Source organism: Tunturiibacter empetritectus (assembly GCF_014201375.1).
In the GTDB taxonomy this organism is placed as follows: domain Bacteria; phylum Acidobacteriota; class Terriglobia; order Terriglobales; family Acidobacteriaceae; genus Edaphobacter; species Edaphobacter lichenicola_D.
Window position 1 is genome coordinate 1,159,698 of sequence record NZ_JACHDZ010000001.1, and the last position, 15,951, is coordinate 1,175,648.

Annotated in this window: 15 protein-coding genes; 4 read left to right on the forward strand and 11 right to left on the reverse strand. The window is 60.9% G+C overall.

The genetic code is table 11. From position 1 onward, the window contains the following. Positions 1-152: 152 nt before the first annotated feature. A complete protein-coding gene (locus HDF10_RS20825) occupies positions 153-374 on the forward strand; it encodes a DNA-directed RNA polymerase subunit omega (RefSeq protein WP_179582507.1) in 222 nt (73 codons plus the stop codon). A 176-nt stretch (positions 375-550) separates the two neighbouring features. Further along, on the forward strand, positions 551-1,801 hold the full coding sequence (gene rho / locus HDF10_RS05040) for a transcription termination factor Rho (protein ID WP_174336882.1): 1,251 nt from the start codon (positions 551-553) through the stop codon (positions 1,799-1,801). A 116-nt stretch (positions 1,802-1,917) separates the two neighbouring features. Here the strand turns inward: rho and HDF10_RS05045 are convergent, their stop codons facing one another. The 3 genes from HDF10_RS05045 to HDF10_RS05055 form a co-directional block, all read right to left on the reverse strand. After that, positions 1,918-2,577 carry a riboflavin synthase gene (locus HDF10_RS05045; RefSeq protein WP_183811018.1) on the reverse strand — a complete coding sequence of 220 codons (660 nt, stop codon included), beginning with the start codon at positions 2,575-2,577 and terminating at the stop codon, positions 1,918-1,920. Positions 2,578-2,581: 4 nt separating this feature from the next. Further along, positions 2,582-3,832 carry a bifunctional diaminohydroxyphosphoribosylaminopyrimidine deaminase/5-amino-6-(5-phosphoribosylamino)uracil reductase RibD gene (gene ribD / locus HDF10_RS05050; RefSeq protein ID WP_183811020.1) on the reverse strand — a complete coding sequence of 417 codons (1,251 nt, stop codon included), beginning with the start codon at positions 3,830-3,832 and terminating at the stop codon, positions 2,582-2,584. Between the two features lie 84 nt (positions 3,833-3,916). Continuing rightward, positions 3,917-5,479 (reverse strand): tannase/feruloyl esterase family alpha/beta hydrolase, encoded by a 1,563-nt coding sequence (locus tag HDF10_RS05055; RefSeq protein WP_183811022.1) that lies wholly within the window; start codon positions 5,477-5,479, stop codon positions 3,917-3,919. A 370-nt stretch (positions 5,480-5,849) separates the two neighbouring features. On the opposite strand from HDF10_RS05055, the gene HDF10_RS05060 reads away from it, so the two are divergent. Continuing rightward, positions 5,850-8,546: a beta-glucosidase family protein gene (locus HDF10_RS05060; RefSeq protein WP_183811024.1), complete on the forward strand. Its 2,697-nt coding sequence runs from the start codon at positions 5,850-5,852 to the stop codon at positions 8,544-8,546. 409 nt (positions 8,547-8,955) lie between these two features. Here HDF10_RS05060 and ftsY read toward each other — a convergent pair whose 3' ends face one another. Next, positions 8,956-9,957 (reverse strand): signal recognition particle-docking protein FtsY, encoded by a 1,002-nt coding sequence (gene ftsY, locus HDF10_RS05065; protein ID WP_183811026.1) that lies wholly within the window; start codon positions 9,955-9,957, stop codon positions 8,956-8,958. 87 nt (positions 9,958-10,044) lie between these two features. Between ftsY and HDF10_RS05070 the strand changes: the two genes are divergently transcribed. After that, the gene (locus tag HDF10_RS05070) at positions 10,045-10,479 is read left to right on the forward strand and encodes a pyridoxamine 5'-phosphate oxidase family protein (RefSeq protein WP_260177614.1); all 435 of its coding nucleotides are present in this window, start codon (positions 10,045-10,047) and stop codon (positions 10,477-10,479) included. 254 nt (positions 10,480-10,733) lie between these two features. On the opposite strand, the gene HDF10_RS05075 is transcribed toward HDF10_RS05070, so the two are convergent. From HDF10_RS05075 to HDF10_RS05105, 7 genes are all read right to left on the reverse strand, one after another. Then, complete coding sequence (locus tag HDF10_RS05075; RefSeq protein ID WP_183811028.1) at positions 10,734-11,663, reverse strand: ketopantoate reductase family protein; 930 nt, start codon at positions 11,661-11,663, stop codon at positions 10,734-10,736. Positions 11,664-11,695: 32 nt separating this feature from the next. Continuing rightward, on the reverse strand, positions 11,696-11,971 hold the full coding sequence (locus HDF10_RS05080) for a hypothetical protein (protein ID WP_183811030.1): 276 nt from the start codon (positions 11,969-11,971) through the stop codon (positions 11,696-11,698). Between the two features lie 71 nt (positions 11,972-12,042). Next, positions 12,043-12,183, reverse strand: a complete 141-nt coding sequence (locus HDF10_RS05085) for a hypothetical protein (protein ID WP_183811032.1) — start codon at positions 12,181-12,183, stop codon at positions 12,043-12,045. A gap of 248 nt (positions 12,184-12,431) precedes the next feature. Continuing rightward, positions 12,432-13,424: an NAD(P)H-dependent glycerol-3-phosphate dehydrogenase gene (locus tag HDF10_RS05090; protein ID WP_183811034.1), complete on the reverse strand. Its 993-nt coding sequence runs from the start codon at positions 13,422-13,424 to the stop codon at positions 12,432-12,434. Continuing rightward, positions 13,421-14,032 (reverse strand): glycerol-3-phosphate 1-O-acyltransferase PlsY, encoded by a 612-nt coding sequence (plsY, locus tag HDF10_RS05095; protein WP_183811036.1) that lies wholly within the window; start codon positions 14,030-14,032, stop codon positions 13,421-13,423. The genes HDF10_RS05090 and plsY overlap by 4 nt, the downstream gene beginning before the upstream one ends. A gap of 97 nt (positions 14,033-14,129) precedes the next feature. Then, the gene (locus HDF10_RS05100; RefSeq protein ID WP_183811038.1) at positions 14,130-15,401 is read right to left on the reverse strand and encodes a competence/damage-inducible protein A; all 1,272 of its coding nucleotides are present in this window, start codon (positions 15,399-15,401) and stop codon (positions 14,130-14,132) included. A gap of 79 nt (positions 15,402-15,480) precedes the next feature. After that, complete coding sequence (locus HDF10_RS05105; RefSeq protein ID WP_183811040.1) at positions 15,481-15,933, reverse strand: cupin domain-containing protein; 453 nt, start codon at positions 15,931-15,933, stop codon at positions 15,481-15,483. Between the last annotated feature and the right edge of the window lie 18 nt (positions 15,934-15,951).

Below are 15,951 nucleotides of genomic sequence, written 5' to 3' on the forward strand. Positions count from 1 at the left end.
GATGAATTGCGAGTCCCCGGACGCATTTTTTGCGTCTAACGTATGAGGCTACTCACGGCAACGGTCTCGAAGATTGGTTGCCACATTTGAATGATTTCGAGCGAGTTAGCGCTAACAAGACGCTTCCGCTTCGAAAATTGAAAGGGAGAAATATGCGCTCGGATCTTATTTTTGGAGCTCTCACGCACGTAAACAATCGATATGAGCTTTGTCAACTGGCGTCGAAGGCGACGCGTAAGCTGCATAAGCCAAATACGCGGTTGCAAGACACTACCAACGAAGTTCTTGATCGTTTCAAGGACACTATCCCTATGGATGAGTCTGGCGAAGCTGTTGTAGAAAAGGTACAATTGCAAGAGCGCCGCGCGGCTTAACGCGCGGCTGTATCACCTCGTTAACTTTCAAACAAAATCCCCTTATCCCTTATCCGCTTTATCACCCACCCCGCATTCCAAGCTTCATCAACCGGCCTTCCGCACGACCCCCCGTCAAGCAGATCCCGCCTCAGTTCCAAACAATCCCTCCTAAAATTCAAATTTCCAGGTAAAACATGACGATTTCCGAGTTAAAAGAACACAATATCGCGGAGCTGGGTAAACTGGCACGCGGTCTCGACATTGCCGGAACCAGTGGTCTCCGCAAGCAAGACCTCATCTTCAAGATTTTGCAGGCGCAGAGCGAAAAAGAAGGCCATATCTTTGCGGAGGGCGTGCTTGAAATTCTGCCCGATGGTTACGGCTTCCTCCGCTCTCCCGATTACAACTACCTGCCTGGTCCCGACGACATCTACGTTTCTCCCTCGCAGATTCGCAAGTTTGACCTGAAGACAGGGGACACGATCAGCGGTAACGTCCGTCCGCCGCACGAGGGCGAGAAGTACTTCGCTCTGGTCAAGATCGAGGCGATCAACTTCGAATCGCCGGAAGAGACGCGAAACAAGATTCTGTTCGACAACCTCACGCCTTTGTACGCCCAGGAGCGGGTGAAGATGGAGACGGTTCGCGAGCATATCTCCGGCCGCGTGATGGATCTGTTGACGCCGGTGGGTAAGGGGCAGCGCGGACTGATTGTGGCGCCGCCACGTACTGGCAAGACGATGTTGCTGCAGTCGATCGCGAATAGCATTACGGCGAATCATCCAGAGGTGGTGCTAATCGTATTGCTGATCGATGAGCGGCCGGAAGAGGTGACCGACATGCAGCGCTCGGTGAAGGGTGAGGTGATCTCTTCGACCTTCGATGAGCCGGCAGCGCGACACGTGCAGGTTGCCGAGATGGTGATCGAGAAGGCCAAGCGGTTGGTGGAGCATAAGCGCGATGTGGTGATCCTGCTGGACTCGATTACTCGTCTGGCGCGTGCTTACAACACGATCGTTCCGCCTTCGGGCAAGGTGCTCTCAGGCGGTGTGGATTCGAACGCTCTGCAGAGGCCGAAGCGCTTCTTCGGTGCGGCTCGCAACATCGAGGAGGGCGGTTCGCTGACGATCATTGCGACTGCGCTCGTTGATACGGGCTCGCGCATGGATGAGGTGATCTTCGAGGAGTTCAAGGGAACCGGCAACATGGAGGTGATTCTGGATCGCAAGCTGGTGGATAAGCGTGTGTTTCCGGCGATCGACATTCAGCGTTCCGGGACGCGTAAGGAGGAGCTGCTGATTCCGAAGGAGGATCTGCAGCGAACCTGGATTCTGCGCAAGGTGCTCAATCCGCTGTCGCCTGTTGAAGCGATGGAGCTGCTGACCGATAAGCTGGCGAAGACTCGGAACAATCAGGAGTTTCTGCACAACATGAGCTCGATCTAACTTCGCGACACGAAGTGCTAAAAAGCGCGGCCATTTGGTCGCGCTTTTTTCTTTGTGCCGATGCGTTTTGATCTTTACAGGTGGGTCAATCGAGGGACCAGTCTCTTCTGTGGCGGTTAGTAGCCGTTAGCGATCAGGTACTGCTCGGTGAGGGTGAATTTTTCTGAGAAGTGCTGGCGTTCGGCATATTTGCTGAGGACATCGACTTCGATGTTGAGGGGGGTGCCGGGGGTGAGGGTGTGGAGGCTGGTGGCGGCGTAGGTGTGGGGGATGATGGCCACCTCTACTTTGTTGCCGACGATGGAGGCTACGGTGAGGCTGATGCCTTCGATGGTGATGGAGCCCTGGGGGACGACGTAGCGGGTGAGGGTGTCGGGGAGCTGGATGCGGAGGCGCCAGTCAGTTTCGGGTTGATCGGGTGTGATGGGGGTGAGGGATTGAAGGATGGCGGTGCCGTCTACGTGGCCCTGGACGACGTGGCCTCCGAGCGGCGAGCCTGCGGGTGTGGGGAGCTCGAGGTTGACGATGGCGTCGGGGCGCAGGTGGGTGAGGGTGGTACGGGCGATAGTCTCGGCGGCGAGGTCTGCGGAGAAGCGCGGGGGGAAGGCGTTCGGCTCGATGCTGAGAGCGGTGAGGCAGACGCCGTTGACTGCGATGCTGTCGCCGGTGTTGAGGCGCGCGGTGAGCGTGGGCGAGGCGATGGTGATGCGGGTCGCGCCTGCGGTCGGGGTAATGGCTAGAAGCTTGCCGGTGGTTTCGATCAGGCCAGTGAACATGGTGTTAGATTATCGCTTTCGCCGGGGGAAGGCTGGGGTTGGGCGGGAGCAAAGGCCAGGGGTCGTGGAGGTAGCCGGTCACGGAGGCGTCTGGGCCATATGCGGTGCGGGTAATGCGGTGCAGGGACTCCTCGAAGAGGTACGGGGAGCCTATGCCCTGGGCGAAGGGGATTGCCTGGTCGCCGAGTTCGGCCTCGGCGTAGAGGAGAACGGCCTTGTCAACTAGGTTTTGCTGGAGGAAGGCACCGTTCAAGTGAGAGCCGCACTCGAGCAGGAGGCTGAGAATGTTGCGTTCGGCGAGGGTGGCGAGGACGGCGGAGAGGCTGAGGCGCCCGGTGTGATCGGGGATGGTCTCGACCTGAGCGCCGAGATCTGTGAGGGCAGTGATCCTGGCGCTCGGCGCGGTTTTGCTGCAGAGGATCAGCAGGTCCGGCTCGCCTGAGTCGTGAGAGTTGCTCGCTGAACGGACGAGTTGGGAAGAGAGAGGGATTCTTAGCTGTGAGTCGAGGATGACGCGGAGGAGTGGACGGCGGCGGGGTATACCGTTCAGCGCGAGGAGGCCGCTGCGATCGGTTAGCTGTGGGTCGTCGGCGAGGACGGTGCCGATGCCGGTGAGGACCGCGTCGGAGGCGTGGCGGAGGAGTTGGACCTCGTAGCGTGCGGCGGGGCCGGTGAGCCAGTGGGGCTGGTTGGGGAAGCGGGAGGCTGGCGGTGGTGCGAGCTTGCCGTCGACCGAGAGTGCGGCCTTGAGGGTGACGAAGGGGGTGTGGTGCTGGATGAAGTGGGCGAAGGCGTCGTTCAGCTCGCGGGCTCGATCTTGCAGGACTCCGAGTGTGACCTCGATGCCTGCGGCGCGTAGTTTGGCGAGTCCCTGGCCGCTGACCTGGGGGTTGGGGTCCTTGGTGGCGACGACGCAGCGACTGATGCCGGCGGCGATGAGGGCGTCGGCGCAGGGGCCGGTGCGGCCCTGGTGGCTGCAGGGTTCGAGGGTGACGTAAGCGGTGGCTCCGACGGTGGAGAAGCCGCGCTGGGCCGCTTGTTTGAGGGCTACGATCTCGGCGTGGTCGCGATTTGCGTAGAGGTGGGCGCCTTCACCGATGACCTTCGGGGCGCCTTCGCCGGGTGGCGTCTGGGTGAGGACGCAGCCTACCTGCGGGTTGGGCGAGGCCAGTCCGATGGACTCCGCGGCGAGCTTAAGGGCTCGCCGCATGAAGGCCTGATCTTGAGCAGCGCGGGTTGGTTGGGATAGTTCCATTCGTTCTTGAGAGTGGAGAGAGCGGGTAACGGCGCCGCCTTTCTAGCATCTGTCTTCCATCTGACGCTACCCTCTGCGAAGGGGTCAATGGCCGGGCGCAGCACAGGTAAAGCTGGCCGAGTCATTCGGGTCGCCGTTGCCGTTGTACTTCGCAGCCTGAGGATACGGGCATATCGGCCTCGTCATCTCCACTTTCTTGGCAGCGCCGTATTTGGTCGCGATGATGGAGCCCGGCGCAGTGTCCTGCTCTTCCCATTTTTCCAGCGCGTCGAAGATGCCGTACTCCGGCCCCTTCGCCGTGGTCATGCCAAGTTGTCCAAAAGTCGCCGCGCCTGACCCTCCGGCGCAATGGCCCATCCCGGGAACCATGTACAGGCGTACGAAATCTGCTGTCTTCGTCTCGCCCATCTTCCCCTGCACCTGCTCGTAGTATTGGATGGTGTTGAGAGGCGAGATCGCCGGATCGTTCCAGCCGTGATACAGGATCAGCTTGCCGCCGCGCGCTGCGAAGCGGCTCAGATCGGGATCGGTCGCGTTCAGTGCCTCGGCGGTCTTCGCATCGGCTGCATGCACAGCTGCATCCGTGTTGGCGGTCAAAGCGTTCCAGCTCGGATCGTCAAATACCATGTAGCGGAAGTAGTTCTGCGTGTACAGGCTCACGTTAGGTCCGTCGCCTACCAGCCAGCTTTTCCATAGGTGCACCTCGTCGCCGGGCATCAGGCCAGGAAATATCATGTGCCCCTCATTATCGGTTCCGCCCGCGTAGATCTTCTTCAGAGAGGCGACCTGGGGCGCGGTCAGGCAGCTCAACTCGTCGCCCTGTTTGCACGACAATGTCGCCGGGTCAAAATGGCAGGTCCGCGGATCGTTAAGGATGCCATCTTTCAATCCATCCTGCGCATCGCACTGTGCCAGCACCGCTGCGGTAATCGCAGGGAGCTTGATGCTTGGGATATATCCAGAGGGGTTGCCAATGAACACCTTGGTCACATCCACCGTGGCTGCAACCAACTTTGTCCAGTTGTTGGCGGGTGCGCCGGCCAGGATTCCGTCGTAATCGGCAGGGAACCTCTGTGCCTCCATCAGCGCTTCGCGGCCGCCGTCGGAGCAAGCGTCGAAGTAGGACTTCGTAGGAGGTTCGCCGTAGTACGTGTCGATGATGGTTTTGGCGCGCTCAGCGGTAAGGTGGATCGCCCGATAGCCGAAGTCCTTAATCTTCTCCGGATGCTGATAGGCCCAGCTTGCGTCTTGCGCGTCCGCCTGATGGCCGGTGTCCGAGCCCGCCGTCGCGAAGCCGCGCTTCAGGGCATCTCCGAGCTGGGAGTAATAGATCGAGCCCGCGAACCCTCCGTTGCCAGTCCCGAGAAAGCGATGGTTCCAGCCCTTCTCCGGCATCCAGAACTCAAAGCGTATAACGGAATCCGAGGTCGGGTGCAGGATGCCGCTCACACGGCAAAATGCAGGTAATTCTGTCAGGGGTGCGCCATAGGGTGGAGTAAAGCTTCCACCAATGACCGGCTCGGCAATCAAGATCGTGGTGTCGGGAAGCGCGATCTGCGCGAGCGCGTGGCAGTCGACTGCACGTGCGGGAGTTGAGAAGGCGACGACGAATAGAAGGATAACGAGCAGAAATAGAAGATTTCGCATCGGTTGGCGAAGGGTACCATTCCGCTTGCCGCAAGACAAGACTGCAACATCGGCCTAGTGGCAGCTTGTACTGTTCGTTGACCAGATACCGCTACCTGCGCGCGAAACCTCGATCCGTTAAAAAGGAAGATGCCCTCACGCCTGATAGGGCGTAGACCATAGCGACGCTATTTCGGCTACAATTCTCGAACTTGTAAAAAGCAGTTTGCTTTGTTGCGAAGACTCGGCTGTTATGCGGGAGGAGTCGCGTATGGCGTTCGGCGGGCGTGAGGCAACTGGGCTGTAGATAGGCATCCACGGGGGCTTTGTTGCTCTCTTCTTGTTGGCGGCAACGGGAACACGGTTCAAGAAAGAGAAGGAATATCAGGCTATGGCTTTGAAGAAGAGCAAGTATCTTGCAGTCGCTTTTTGTCTGGGTGCATTGAGCGTTGTGTCTGTGGCCTCGTGGGCACAGGCGGTTCCGGCGGAGAAGGCGGATGAGGCCAGGGTGGACCGGCTTCTGAAGCAGATGACGCTGGAAGAGAAGATGAACCTGATCCGCGGTGGGCTCGAGGATCCTTCTGTTTATCAGGGGCAGGCGGGATACTTGCCGGGAGTTCCGCGGCTGCATGTTCCTTCGCTGCGGATGGCGGATGGGCCGCCGGGTTTGTTGACGCGGGTGGCCGGGCAGGCCGAGACGGCGACGATGGGCGTTGCTGCGACCTTCAGCGCGAAGGATGCGGAGGCCAATGGCGCGGTGATTGGGCGCGAGGCGCGGTCGCTGGGCATCGATGTGGTGTTGCAGCCGTTTATCAATATCGATCGCGATATTACGTTTGCGCGCGCTTACAACACGTTTGGCGAAGACCCGATGCTGAGTGGCGCGATGGGCGCGGCGGAGGTTCGCGGGGCGCAGGCGCAGGGTGTGATGGCGATGGCGAAGCACTATGTGGGGTACGACTCGAATGCTTACAACATCTTCATCGACCAGCAGACGCTGCATGAGGTTTATGCGGCTCCGTTTGTGGATGCGATTGGCGCAGGCGTGTCGTCGGTGATGTGCTCTTATAACCGCATCAACGGGCCGTTTGCTTGCGGCAATAGCGATACGTTGAAGACGATTTTGAAGGAGGAGATGGGGTTCAAGGGCTTTGTCACTTCGGACTGGGGCGGAGTACATAGCGTTCTGTTTCTGAACGAGGGGCTGGACATGGAGATGCCCGGCGCGGCGGAGGCGGATAGTCCGTTCAAGGCGTTCATCAATAACTATTTTGTGACGGGGCCGCCGGATAATTCGCCGGTAAAGCCTCTGGACCCGGATGCCCTGGCGGGGATTCTGGGCGGTTATATTCCGGAGGAGCCCCAGGTGAGTTCGATGGATATGAGCGCCTTCCCACGCGATAACGACAAGACGACGATGCGGGAGGCTCTGAAGAATGGGACGGTGACCGAGGCTACGATTACGGCTGCTGCGCGGCGAGTGTTGTATGAGATCGATCGGTTCGGCTATCTGGATGGCAAGCAGAAGCATACGGTGACGGCGCAGGATGTCGAAGAGAATGCGGCTGTGATTCGCAAGACTGCGGAAGATGCGGCGGTGTTGTTGAAGAATGAACATGCGCTTCCTCTGGGGAATGATGACTTGCAGTCGCTGGCGTTGATTGGGCCGGGGGCGGGGCAGGTTGCGGCGATCGGGACGTTCGGCGAGCGGAGCCCTGGGTTGACGGAGCGGCAGATTAGTCCGCTGGAGGCGCTGAAGAAGGGCGCTCCTACGGCCAACATTACGTATGCGGTGGACGACGATATGACCGGGGTGCCGGTACCGGCGGCGATGCTGTCGCATGATGGCAAGCCGGGACTGCTGCGTACGGAGCGGTCGGGGAGGAAGTCGGCCGATGCGCAGCTGGACTTTACGCATAGCAATGGGAGGTCGTTGCCGGCGAGCGGAACGGTGACGTGGGCGGGAACCCTGACGGTACCGAGCGCCGGGGAGTACTGGATGTACCTGCAGGTGCTGGGTGCGCGTGGAAGCTTGATGATCGACGGCAAACACGTGGGACAGACGGGCGCGGCCAAGGGTACGGTGCACGGCGATGTGCAGTATGCGACGCAGGATAACGGATTCCCGACGACCGATGGGCTGGACAATGTTCGGCGTGCGGTGCAGCTGACTGCGGGGCCGCACTCGATTACGGTGATGGCGAGTAGCGATACTTCGAATAAGCCGGAGCAGATTCGGTTGAACTGGACGACGCCGGAGCTGCGGGAGAGCAATCACAAGGCGGCGATCGATGCGGCGAAGAAGGCGCATACGGCGGTGGTGTTTGTGTGGACGCGAGGGAAGCCGGACTTCGCGCTGCCGGGGGAACAGGACAAGCTCGTGGATGAGATTGCCGCGGTGAATCCGAACACGATTGTGGTGATGAATGTGAGCCAGCCGGTGGCGATGCCGTGGTTGGGCAAGGTGAAGGGCGTGCTGCAGATGTGGTGGCCGGGCGATGAGGGCGGATGGGCTACGGCTGATGTTCTGCTGGGCAAGGTGAGTCCGGCTGGACGGTTGCCGTTTACCTGGGCGAAGCAGCTGACCGACTATGCGGCGAATGATCCGGCGCATCCGGAGCGGTCGGATAAGGGCGTGGACGGGAAGACGACCTACTCCGAAGGCGTGAATGTTGGGTATCGGTGGTTTGATAAGGAGAAGATCGAGCCGCTGTTTCCGTTTGGGTTCGGGCTCTCATATACGAGCTTTGCGTACTCGGATCTGAAGGTGGCGAAGGCTGCGGATAACGGGCTTGATGTTTCGGTGCAGGTGAAGAATACGGGAGCGGTTGCGGGTGATGAGGTGCCGCAGGTGTACCTGGATGCTCCGGAGCAGCAGCCGCACGGGGTGCAGTTTGCACCGAAGACGCTGGCGGCGTTCGATCGCGTGACGCTGGCGCCGGGTGAGAGCAAGGACGTGACCATGCATGTGTCGCCGCGTGCGCTGGAATACTGGTCGGTGGCGGAGAAGAAGTGGGTGCGGTCGGATGCGCGGCGGGTGCGGGTGGGCTCGTCTTCGCGTGATTTGAAGCTGACTGCGGAGAGGTAGCTGTTGGTGCTGGCTTCGTCGAGTCTCTTAGTCTATGGGGGAGTTGGCGAAGCTGGCGCTGCCGAAGGGACGAAAACTAACTTTAGCTTTCAATTACAGCAATTCTTCGCAAGCCACATCGACCGCATGAGTCGGCGCGTTCGATCCTATGTGCGTTAGGTATCGTTACCCGATTGCAGCATCTAGGGCAGGGCCAGCGAACGAATCGCCGATAGAAAAAGATGTAAGGCCCCACACAGATCGGCATGAATTCGAATACGTTGAGGTGACGCCAATACGTCGTCAATAAAACCGCCAGAATCGCTCCAACAGGAAGTGAAATACATGCTGTCAACCAGCGACGGTTGTATGCCCGCCATGCAGCCTGATAATCCACTGGAGTTGTAGTGTCGTTCATCGTTATGGGATTTTAGTCGAGGAGGGAGTCGATGAAGCTGCCGCTGTCGAAGGGGATGATGTCTTCGAGCTTTTCGCCTATGCCTGCGTAGACGACGGGAAGTTTCAGTTCGGTGGCTATGGCCAGGACGATCCCGCCTTTGGCAGTGCCATCGAGTTTGGTGAGGACGATGCCGGTGACGTGGGCGGCTTCGGTGAAGAGGCGGGCCTGGGTCAACCCATTTTGACCTGTCGTTGCGTCCATGACGAGGAGGGTCTGGTGCGGGGCGCCGGGGACTAACTTCTCTGCGGTGCGGCGCATCTTGTCCAGCTCTTTCATCAGGTCGGTCTTGGTGTGGAGGCGGCCAGCGGTGTCGACGATGAGGACTTGGGTGTTGCGGGCTTTGGCGGCGGCGCATGCGTCGTAGAGCGCGGCTGAGGGGTCGCCGCCCTGTTTGGTTTTGATGATCTGAACGTCAGAGCGCTGGGCCCAGACTTCGAGTTGTTCGATGGCGGCCGCGCGGAAGGTGTCGGCGGCGCAGAGCAGGACGGTGCGGCCCTGCGCGGTGAAGTACGCGGCGAGCTTGCCCGTGGTGGTGGTCTTGCCGGTGCCGTTGACCCCGACCATCATGATGACCTCGGGCGGTGTGGCGGGGTGGGTGATAGGGCGGGCTACGCTGTCGAGGACCTGCTTGAGCTCGGCCCTGAGGAGACGCTTGAGGTCGTCGCCGCCCTGGATGCCGACGCGGAGGGCGCGCCGGCGGAGGTTCTCCATGACGAGGGCAGTGGTGGGGGCGCCGAGGTCGGCGGCGAGCAGGAGAGGCTCGAGATTGACCAGGGTGGTCTCGTCGACCTCGCGGGTGAGGGCGATGACGGAGCTGATGGATTCGGAGAAGGACTCGCGGGTGCGGGTGACCGCCTGCTTCATGCGGTCGAAGAGTCCGCGCTTCGGCTCCTGCGGCTCTGAAGCTACTGCGGTGGGCTGGTCGGGTTGCTGGTCGGATTTGTCGCGTTTGCCGAAGAGAGAAAAAGCCATGCTCTTGTTAGTTTAGCAATGTTGGAGGTATGGCCCTCAGCGCTCTTTGGATCGTTGACTTTCGCGGTGGCGGGCTTATCTTTGGTGATGACGATTATGACGAAGGCGGAGCTTTACGAGTTCCTCGCAGGTCACACGCTGGGGGTGTTGGGAAGCATCTCGGGGGAGGGTGTGCCGCAGTCGGCCCTTGTGGGGATAGCGGTGACGGAAGATCTTGAGATTGTCTTCGATACTCTGAACAGCACACGCAAGTACAGGAACCTTACCTCGAATCCAAAGGCCTCCTTTGTGGTGGGATGGGAGGGAGAGCAGACGGTGCAGTTGGAAGGTGAGGCGTCTCTGCCGGTGGGTGAGGAACTGATGCGGTACAAGAATGTCTACTTCTCTGCGTGGCCGGATGGGCCGAGTCGTCAAAGCTGGCCGGGGCTGGTTTACTTTGTTGTTCGTCCGCGATGGATTCGATATAGCGACTTTGACCAGCGACCTCCGTTGATCGAGGAGATGGTGTTCGGGTTGAGTTAGGAGCGGTTTCCGCGTGAAGAGGACAAGCGATCGCAGATGTAAAGACGAAATACCGGGATCTTGACGGATACCGCAGAATGCATCGGTTCGCTGCAACTGAGAGATGTGGCCGCAATCCACTGCGTCGCGCGATGAGACTGCGCGACTTCGGTCGAGATGACGAATAAATAAGTTCTATCGATGTTTCAAATTTCCTCATATTCCCGCAGCGAAACCACCTTAGACGTGCTGAGCCGAGTGGGTGTGGGCGACCGCTAGTGCTTTTCTGCCTTTAGGGAGTTCTGGTAGACGCGGAGGCGGACGCAGCAGGCCTGGAGCAGAGACGCTTCGAGGTGGTGGGCGTGGCCGTGGTCGAGCAGGTCGCCGAGGATGGTGTCGACCTCGACGGGAGTGCCTTTTTGCAGGTCGCGGTACATGGACGAGGTGAACTGCGAGTCTTTCATGGTGGCTTGTTTGCGAAGGTTTTCCAGCAGCGGTTGCGGGGTGGGGAAGCCGCAGGCCTTGGCGATTGCGGCACACTCCTCCAGCGCCTGCAGTGCGGTCTGTTCACCGTCGGGGACTCTGTTGATCTCACCGATGGGACCGCCGAGCAGACAGGTGATAAGTCCGAGAGAGGCGATGATGACCCACTTGTCCCACATGGCCTGGGTGATGTTGAGGGAGAGCTCCGTGTCGAAGCTCGCGTCGTGGAACATTGCGTCGAGTGTGCGGATGCGAGGGGTGAGTTCTCCGCTGCGCTCGCCGTAGATGAGCTTTTGCATGGGAGTGATCTGCACGATGCGTCCCTGTTCGTCGAGGTCTGTGGAGACCATGCAGACGCCCCCGAGAACGGCTTGTTCGCCGAAGCTTTGGACGAGTGTGTTCATGTGGCGCATGCCGTTGAGTACTGGATAGATCATCGTGTCCGGGCCGACGGCGTGTGTCATATCTTTGATCGCCTGATCGAGCGCCTGGGCTTTTACGCTGAGAAAGATGACGTCGTAGGGACTGGTGATCTCGCTGCTTGTGATGGTCTTCGGCTTGAGAGTTGCATCACCATGTGGGCTTAGGATGCGGAGGCCATCGCGTTGGAGTTGCTGCGCTCGAGCGGGTCTGACGAGAAAGGTGACATCGCGACCGGCTTGCGCGAGACGTGTTCCGAAGTAACCGCCTACGGCACCAGCACCGACGACGAGGATCTTCATGCTTGTTCCTTGTAGTTTTCGAGACAGCGTGTTCAGACCAGAGTGTGTCTCAGCTTAGTTTGATCGCGTCTTAGTTTGATCGCGTCGGCCGGTTTGATCGATGGGCCGGCTGGCATGACCTGCGAGGTTGGGTGCGGTTCTTTTGGGTTTGGGATGGCTTTGGTCTGTCTTGTCTTGATGAAGATGATGGCCGCGACCATGATGACGAGAATTGCCACGGCGAAGGCGATGACGACAGGAAGGAAGGAGGAGTCGCTGGTTCGCTCTTCAGGATGGGGGTCGCTGTTGGAAGGTTGCGGTTGGCTCATGAGGTGTTGGATGCATTGACTGGCGATTAGATTTGCATGACCTGAGGCGATTCGATGCGAGAGGGTCGAGATTAGTTTGGCGCAGAGGTAGATGCTGGAGCGGGAGCGGCGTGAGACGGCCAGACCGAGGGGCGCACAAGCAGAAGGAGATAGAGGAAGAGAATTGCAATGAGGACGAGGCCGCCGATGAAGATGTGCGGACGGAATCCCATGTAGGTCTTGTGTCGGGGAAGGTCCGGGGGAGGGATGTGTCCGTGCTCGTGATCATGCATGCGTACCAGCTTAGCGCAAAACGGCCTGTGTGCCAGCTGCGGATGAAGATATGGCTGGCGTCCTGCCGGACGGACCGCCTGCGCGGCGTGCGGTCGCTTCGTGACTTGTATACCTTTTCTCGGCGGGGCTGGTAACTTCGGTCCTCCCGCTGGTCGGAAGGAGAATTAGGCTTGCACATCTGCAGAGGCTATTCGTCGCGGCCGGGGCGGGCCATGAGTTCGCGGATGGCCTCTCTGGGGCTTTTGTTGTGGTGGAGGATAGCATCGACCTGCTGGGTGATGGGCATCTCGACGGCATAGCGTGCGGCGAGGCCGAGGGCGGCGGCGGTGCTGCGAACGCCTTCGGCGACTTTGCCGTTGAGGCCGGCGATGATGTCCGGCAGCTGGCGGCCGCGGCCGAGTTCGATGCCGACGGCGCGGTTGCGTGAGAGCGAGCCGGTGCAGGTGAGGATGAGGTCGCCTGCGCCGGAGAGACCCGCGAGAGTTTGACGGCGGCCACCGCAGGCTACGGCGAGCCGGGTCATCTCGGCGATGCCTCGGGTGATGAGGGCGGCGGAGGAGTTGTGGCCGAGGTTGAGGCCGTTGGCGACGCCGGCGGCGAGGGCGATGACGTTTTTGAGCGAGCCGCCGAGCTCGACGCCGGGGACGTCCTCGTTGGTGTAGACGCGCAGGCTGGACGAGGTGAAGTCGCGCTGGATGGTCTGGGCGACCTGGGGGGTCTCGGAGGCGACGACGACTGCGGTGGGCATGCCGGCTGCGACCTCCTGCGCGAAGGAGGGGCCGCTGAGGACAGCGAAGGGATTGCGCGTGACGGATGCGACGACCTGGGACATGCGGAGGAAGCTGGTCTCCTCGATGCCTTTGCTGCCGCTGAGGATGATCTGGTCGCGGGTGAGCAGGGGGGCGATGTGGGTGAGGACGCCGCGCAGATGTTGCGAGGGCGTGACGCAGAGGAGGATGTCGGCCTCGAAGATGGCGCGTGGGAGGTCGGAGGTGACGTGGATATCAACAGGCAGGGTGAAGCCGGGGAGATAGGGCAGATTTTCGCCGGCTTCACTGAGCTGCTGGGCGAGGGCGGGGGAGTGAGACCAGAGAAAGAGCTGGTGTCCTCCGCGACGGGCGAGGGAGAGGGCGAGGGCGGTACCCCAGGCGCCTGCGCCCAGGACGGCGATTCGGCTCACTCTCCCCCCTTTTTCTTGCCGAAGCGGCTCTCGGTGCCTGCGAGAAGGCGGCGAATGTTCTGGTGATGCTTGACGATGACGAGAAGCGGAATGAAGACGAGGCCAGCGATGACGAGGGGAGTTCGTTGCGGCAGGAAGTAGAGGCCGAAGAGCGGGAAGGTGGCTGAGCCGATCATCGAAGCGAGGGAGACGTAACGGGTGAGAAGCACGACGACCAGAAATACGCCGAAGGTACAGGCTGCTGCTGCCAGGCTGAGGGCAAGCATGACGCCGAGAGCGCTGGCGACGCCTTTGCCGCCGCGGAAGCCGAGCCAGATGGGGAAGACGTGTCCGAGGATAGCGGCGACGGCGGTGATGACGGCGAGGTCGTAGTTGCCGGGCGCTAGATGCTGGGCGATTTTTACGGCGAGGAAGGACTTGCCGACGTCGAGCAGGAGCGTGGCGATGCCGAGGCCTTTGGCTCCACTGCGGGCTACGTTGGTGGCGCCGATGTTGCCGCTGCCGGTGGCGCGAATGTCTTCATTGCGAAAGATTTTTACGAGCAAATAGCCGAAGGGGATGGACCCGAGGAGGTAGGCGAGCGGAATGGAGAGGAGCCAGGGGTTCATTGTCGTCCGAATGAGTTTAGCAAGTGCGGATGAGAATGGTCTTACGGCTTGTGTTCGGGCTCGATGCAGGTGCGGCGGGTGAGTTGCGAAGTGCAGGCTAGAGGATGTGGTGGCGGATCAGTTCGAGAGCGTGCTGGCTGGCCCACCAGCGGATCATCTCGCGGTCGCCGCGGAGGTTGAGCTCTTTGACCTGGGTGTTTTGAGTGCTGGCGAGTGCGATGTAGACGAGGCCGATGGGTTTGTCGGCGTCGGGGCCGGGAGCTCCGGGGCCGGGACCGGCGATGCAGGTGATGGAGATGCCGAGAGAGGCTCCGGTGCGGGAGCGGATGCCTTCGGCGAGGGCGCGCGCTACTTCAGGGGAGACCGGGCCTTTAGTGGCGACGAGCTGGGCGGGGACGTCGGCGAAGATGGTTTTGAGCGCGTCGCTGTAGACGACTGCGCCGCCGAGGAAGTAACGCGAGCTGCCGGCGATGGCGGTGAGACGCTGGGCGAGGAGGCCGCCGGTGCAGCTCTCGGCGGTGGCGAGGGTGAGGTCGCGAAGGCCGAGGTTGAGGAGCACGACCTCTTCGAGGGATTCGCCGTGGGAGGAGAAGATGGAGTCTTCCATCTCGGCTTCGATCTTTTCGGCGAGCTCGTCGACGCGGCGCTGGGCTTCGGCGAGGGTGGGTTTGGCGCAGAGGAAGTGGAGCTGGATCTCGCCTGAGCCGGCGAGGATGGTGGTCTGGACATCGAGGTATTGCTGGTAGATGGGCGCGGTTCTCGCGTCGACGTGCGACTCGGGGATGAGGGCCATGCGGAGGAGGCGCTTGGCGAGGTGGCGCGGGGGGAGAGCGGCGGCGAGGCGGGGTTTGACCTCGGTATCGAAGAGAGGCTTCAGCTCTCTGGGCGGGCCGGGGAGGAGGATGACGATCTTGCGGACGGGCTGGCCGCTGGCGTCGAGGACGGTGATGTCGAGGAACTGGCCTGGGGCGCTGCCGGTAAGGTTGTCGAGGATGGTGGCGCCGTCGAGCACGTCGGACTGTTTGGCGTTGTTGGGCGGCATGACCATCTGGCGGGCGGCGAAGCGCTTGTGGAGCTGGGTGAGGATGGCGGGGTCGGAGCGCAGTGTGAGGTTGAGCGCGGCGGCGACGGCTTCGCGGGTGAGATCGTCTTCGGTGGGGCCGAGGCCGCCGGAGAAGAGGACGATGTCGGCGCGCGTGATGGCGATGGAGGCGGCGCTGGTGAGGTGGGAGAGGTTGTCGCCGACGATGGTCTTGAAGGCGACCTGGACGCCGAGGTCGTTGAGGCCGTCGGTGAGGTAGAGGGAGTTGGTGTCCTGCCGGTGGGGTGTGAGCATCTCGGAGCCGACAGCGATGATTTCAGCGATCATGAGGGATGGTGGGCCTTCCAGGCTTTGCGTGTGGCTCTGTAAATGATGATATGGGTTGCCGAGTGAGTTTTGTGGAGATTCAATACAGGCGCTTGCTCTCGATGAAGCTTTCGGGCGTGCCGTCGGCGGGGTTTACGAAGTGGACGTCGCTGGGATCGCGGCGCGGAGTGTCGACGGCTAAGACGACGAATGGCTCTTCGAGGATCTCCGGGATACCGTGGATGGTGCCCTGCTTGAAGAAGATGAGCTGGCCGAGGCTGACCTCGAAGGTTGGTGCTTCGCCAAGGAAAAACTTTGCCCGGCCGGAGAGAACGGAGAGGTATTCGTCGCAGGTGGCGTGATAGTGCGCCGCGACGGGACGGTAGACGCGGAAGACGCGGGAGCTGGCGTGCGGTTCGTCGGTGAGACGGGTGTCGATCAGCATGGTGTCGGCGCGGTCTGGAAAGCTGGCGGCGATCTTTTGGATATCGAAGACTGCAGAGGCGACGACTGCGGAGTCGGCGGGTGAGGCGTGGTCGGTGTTATTCGTCATAAAGTAACCCCCTATGCA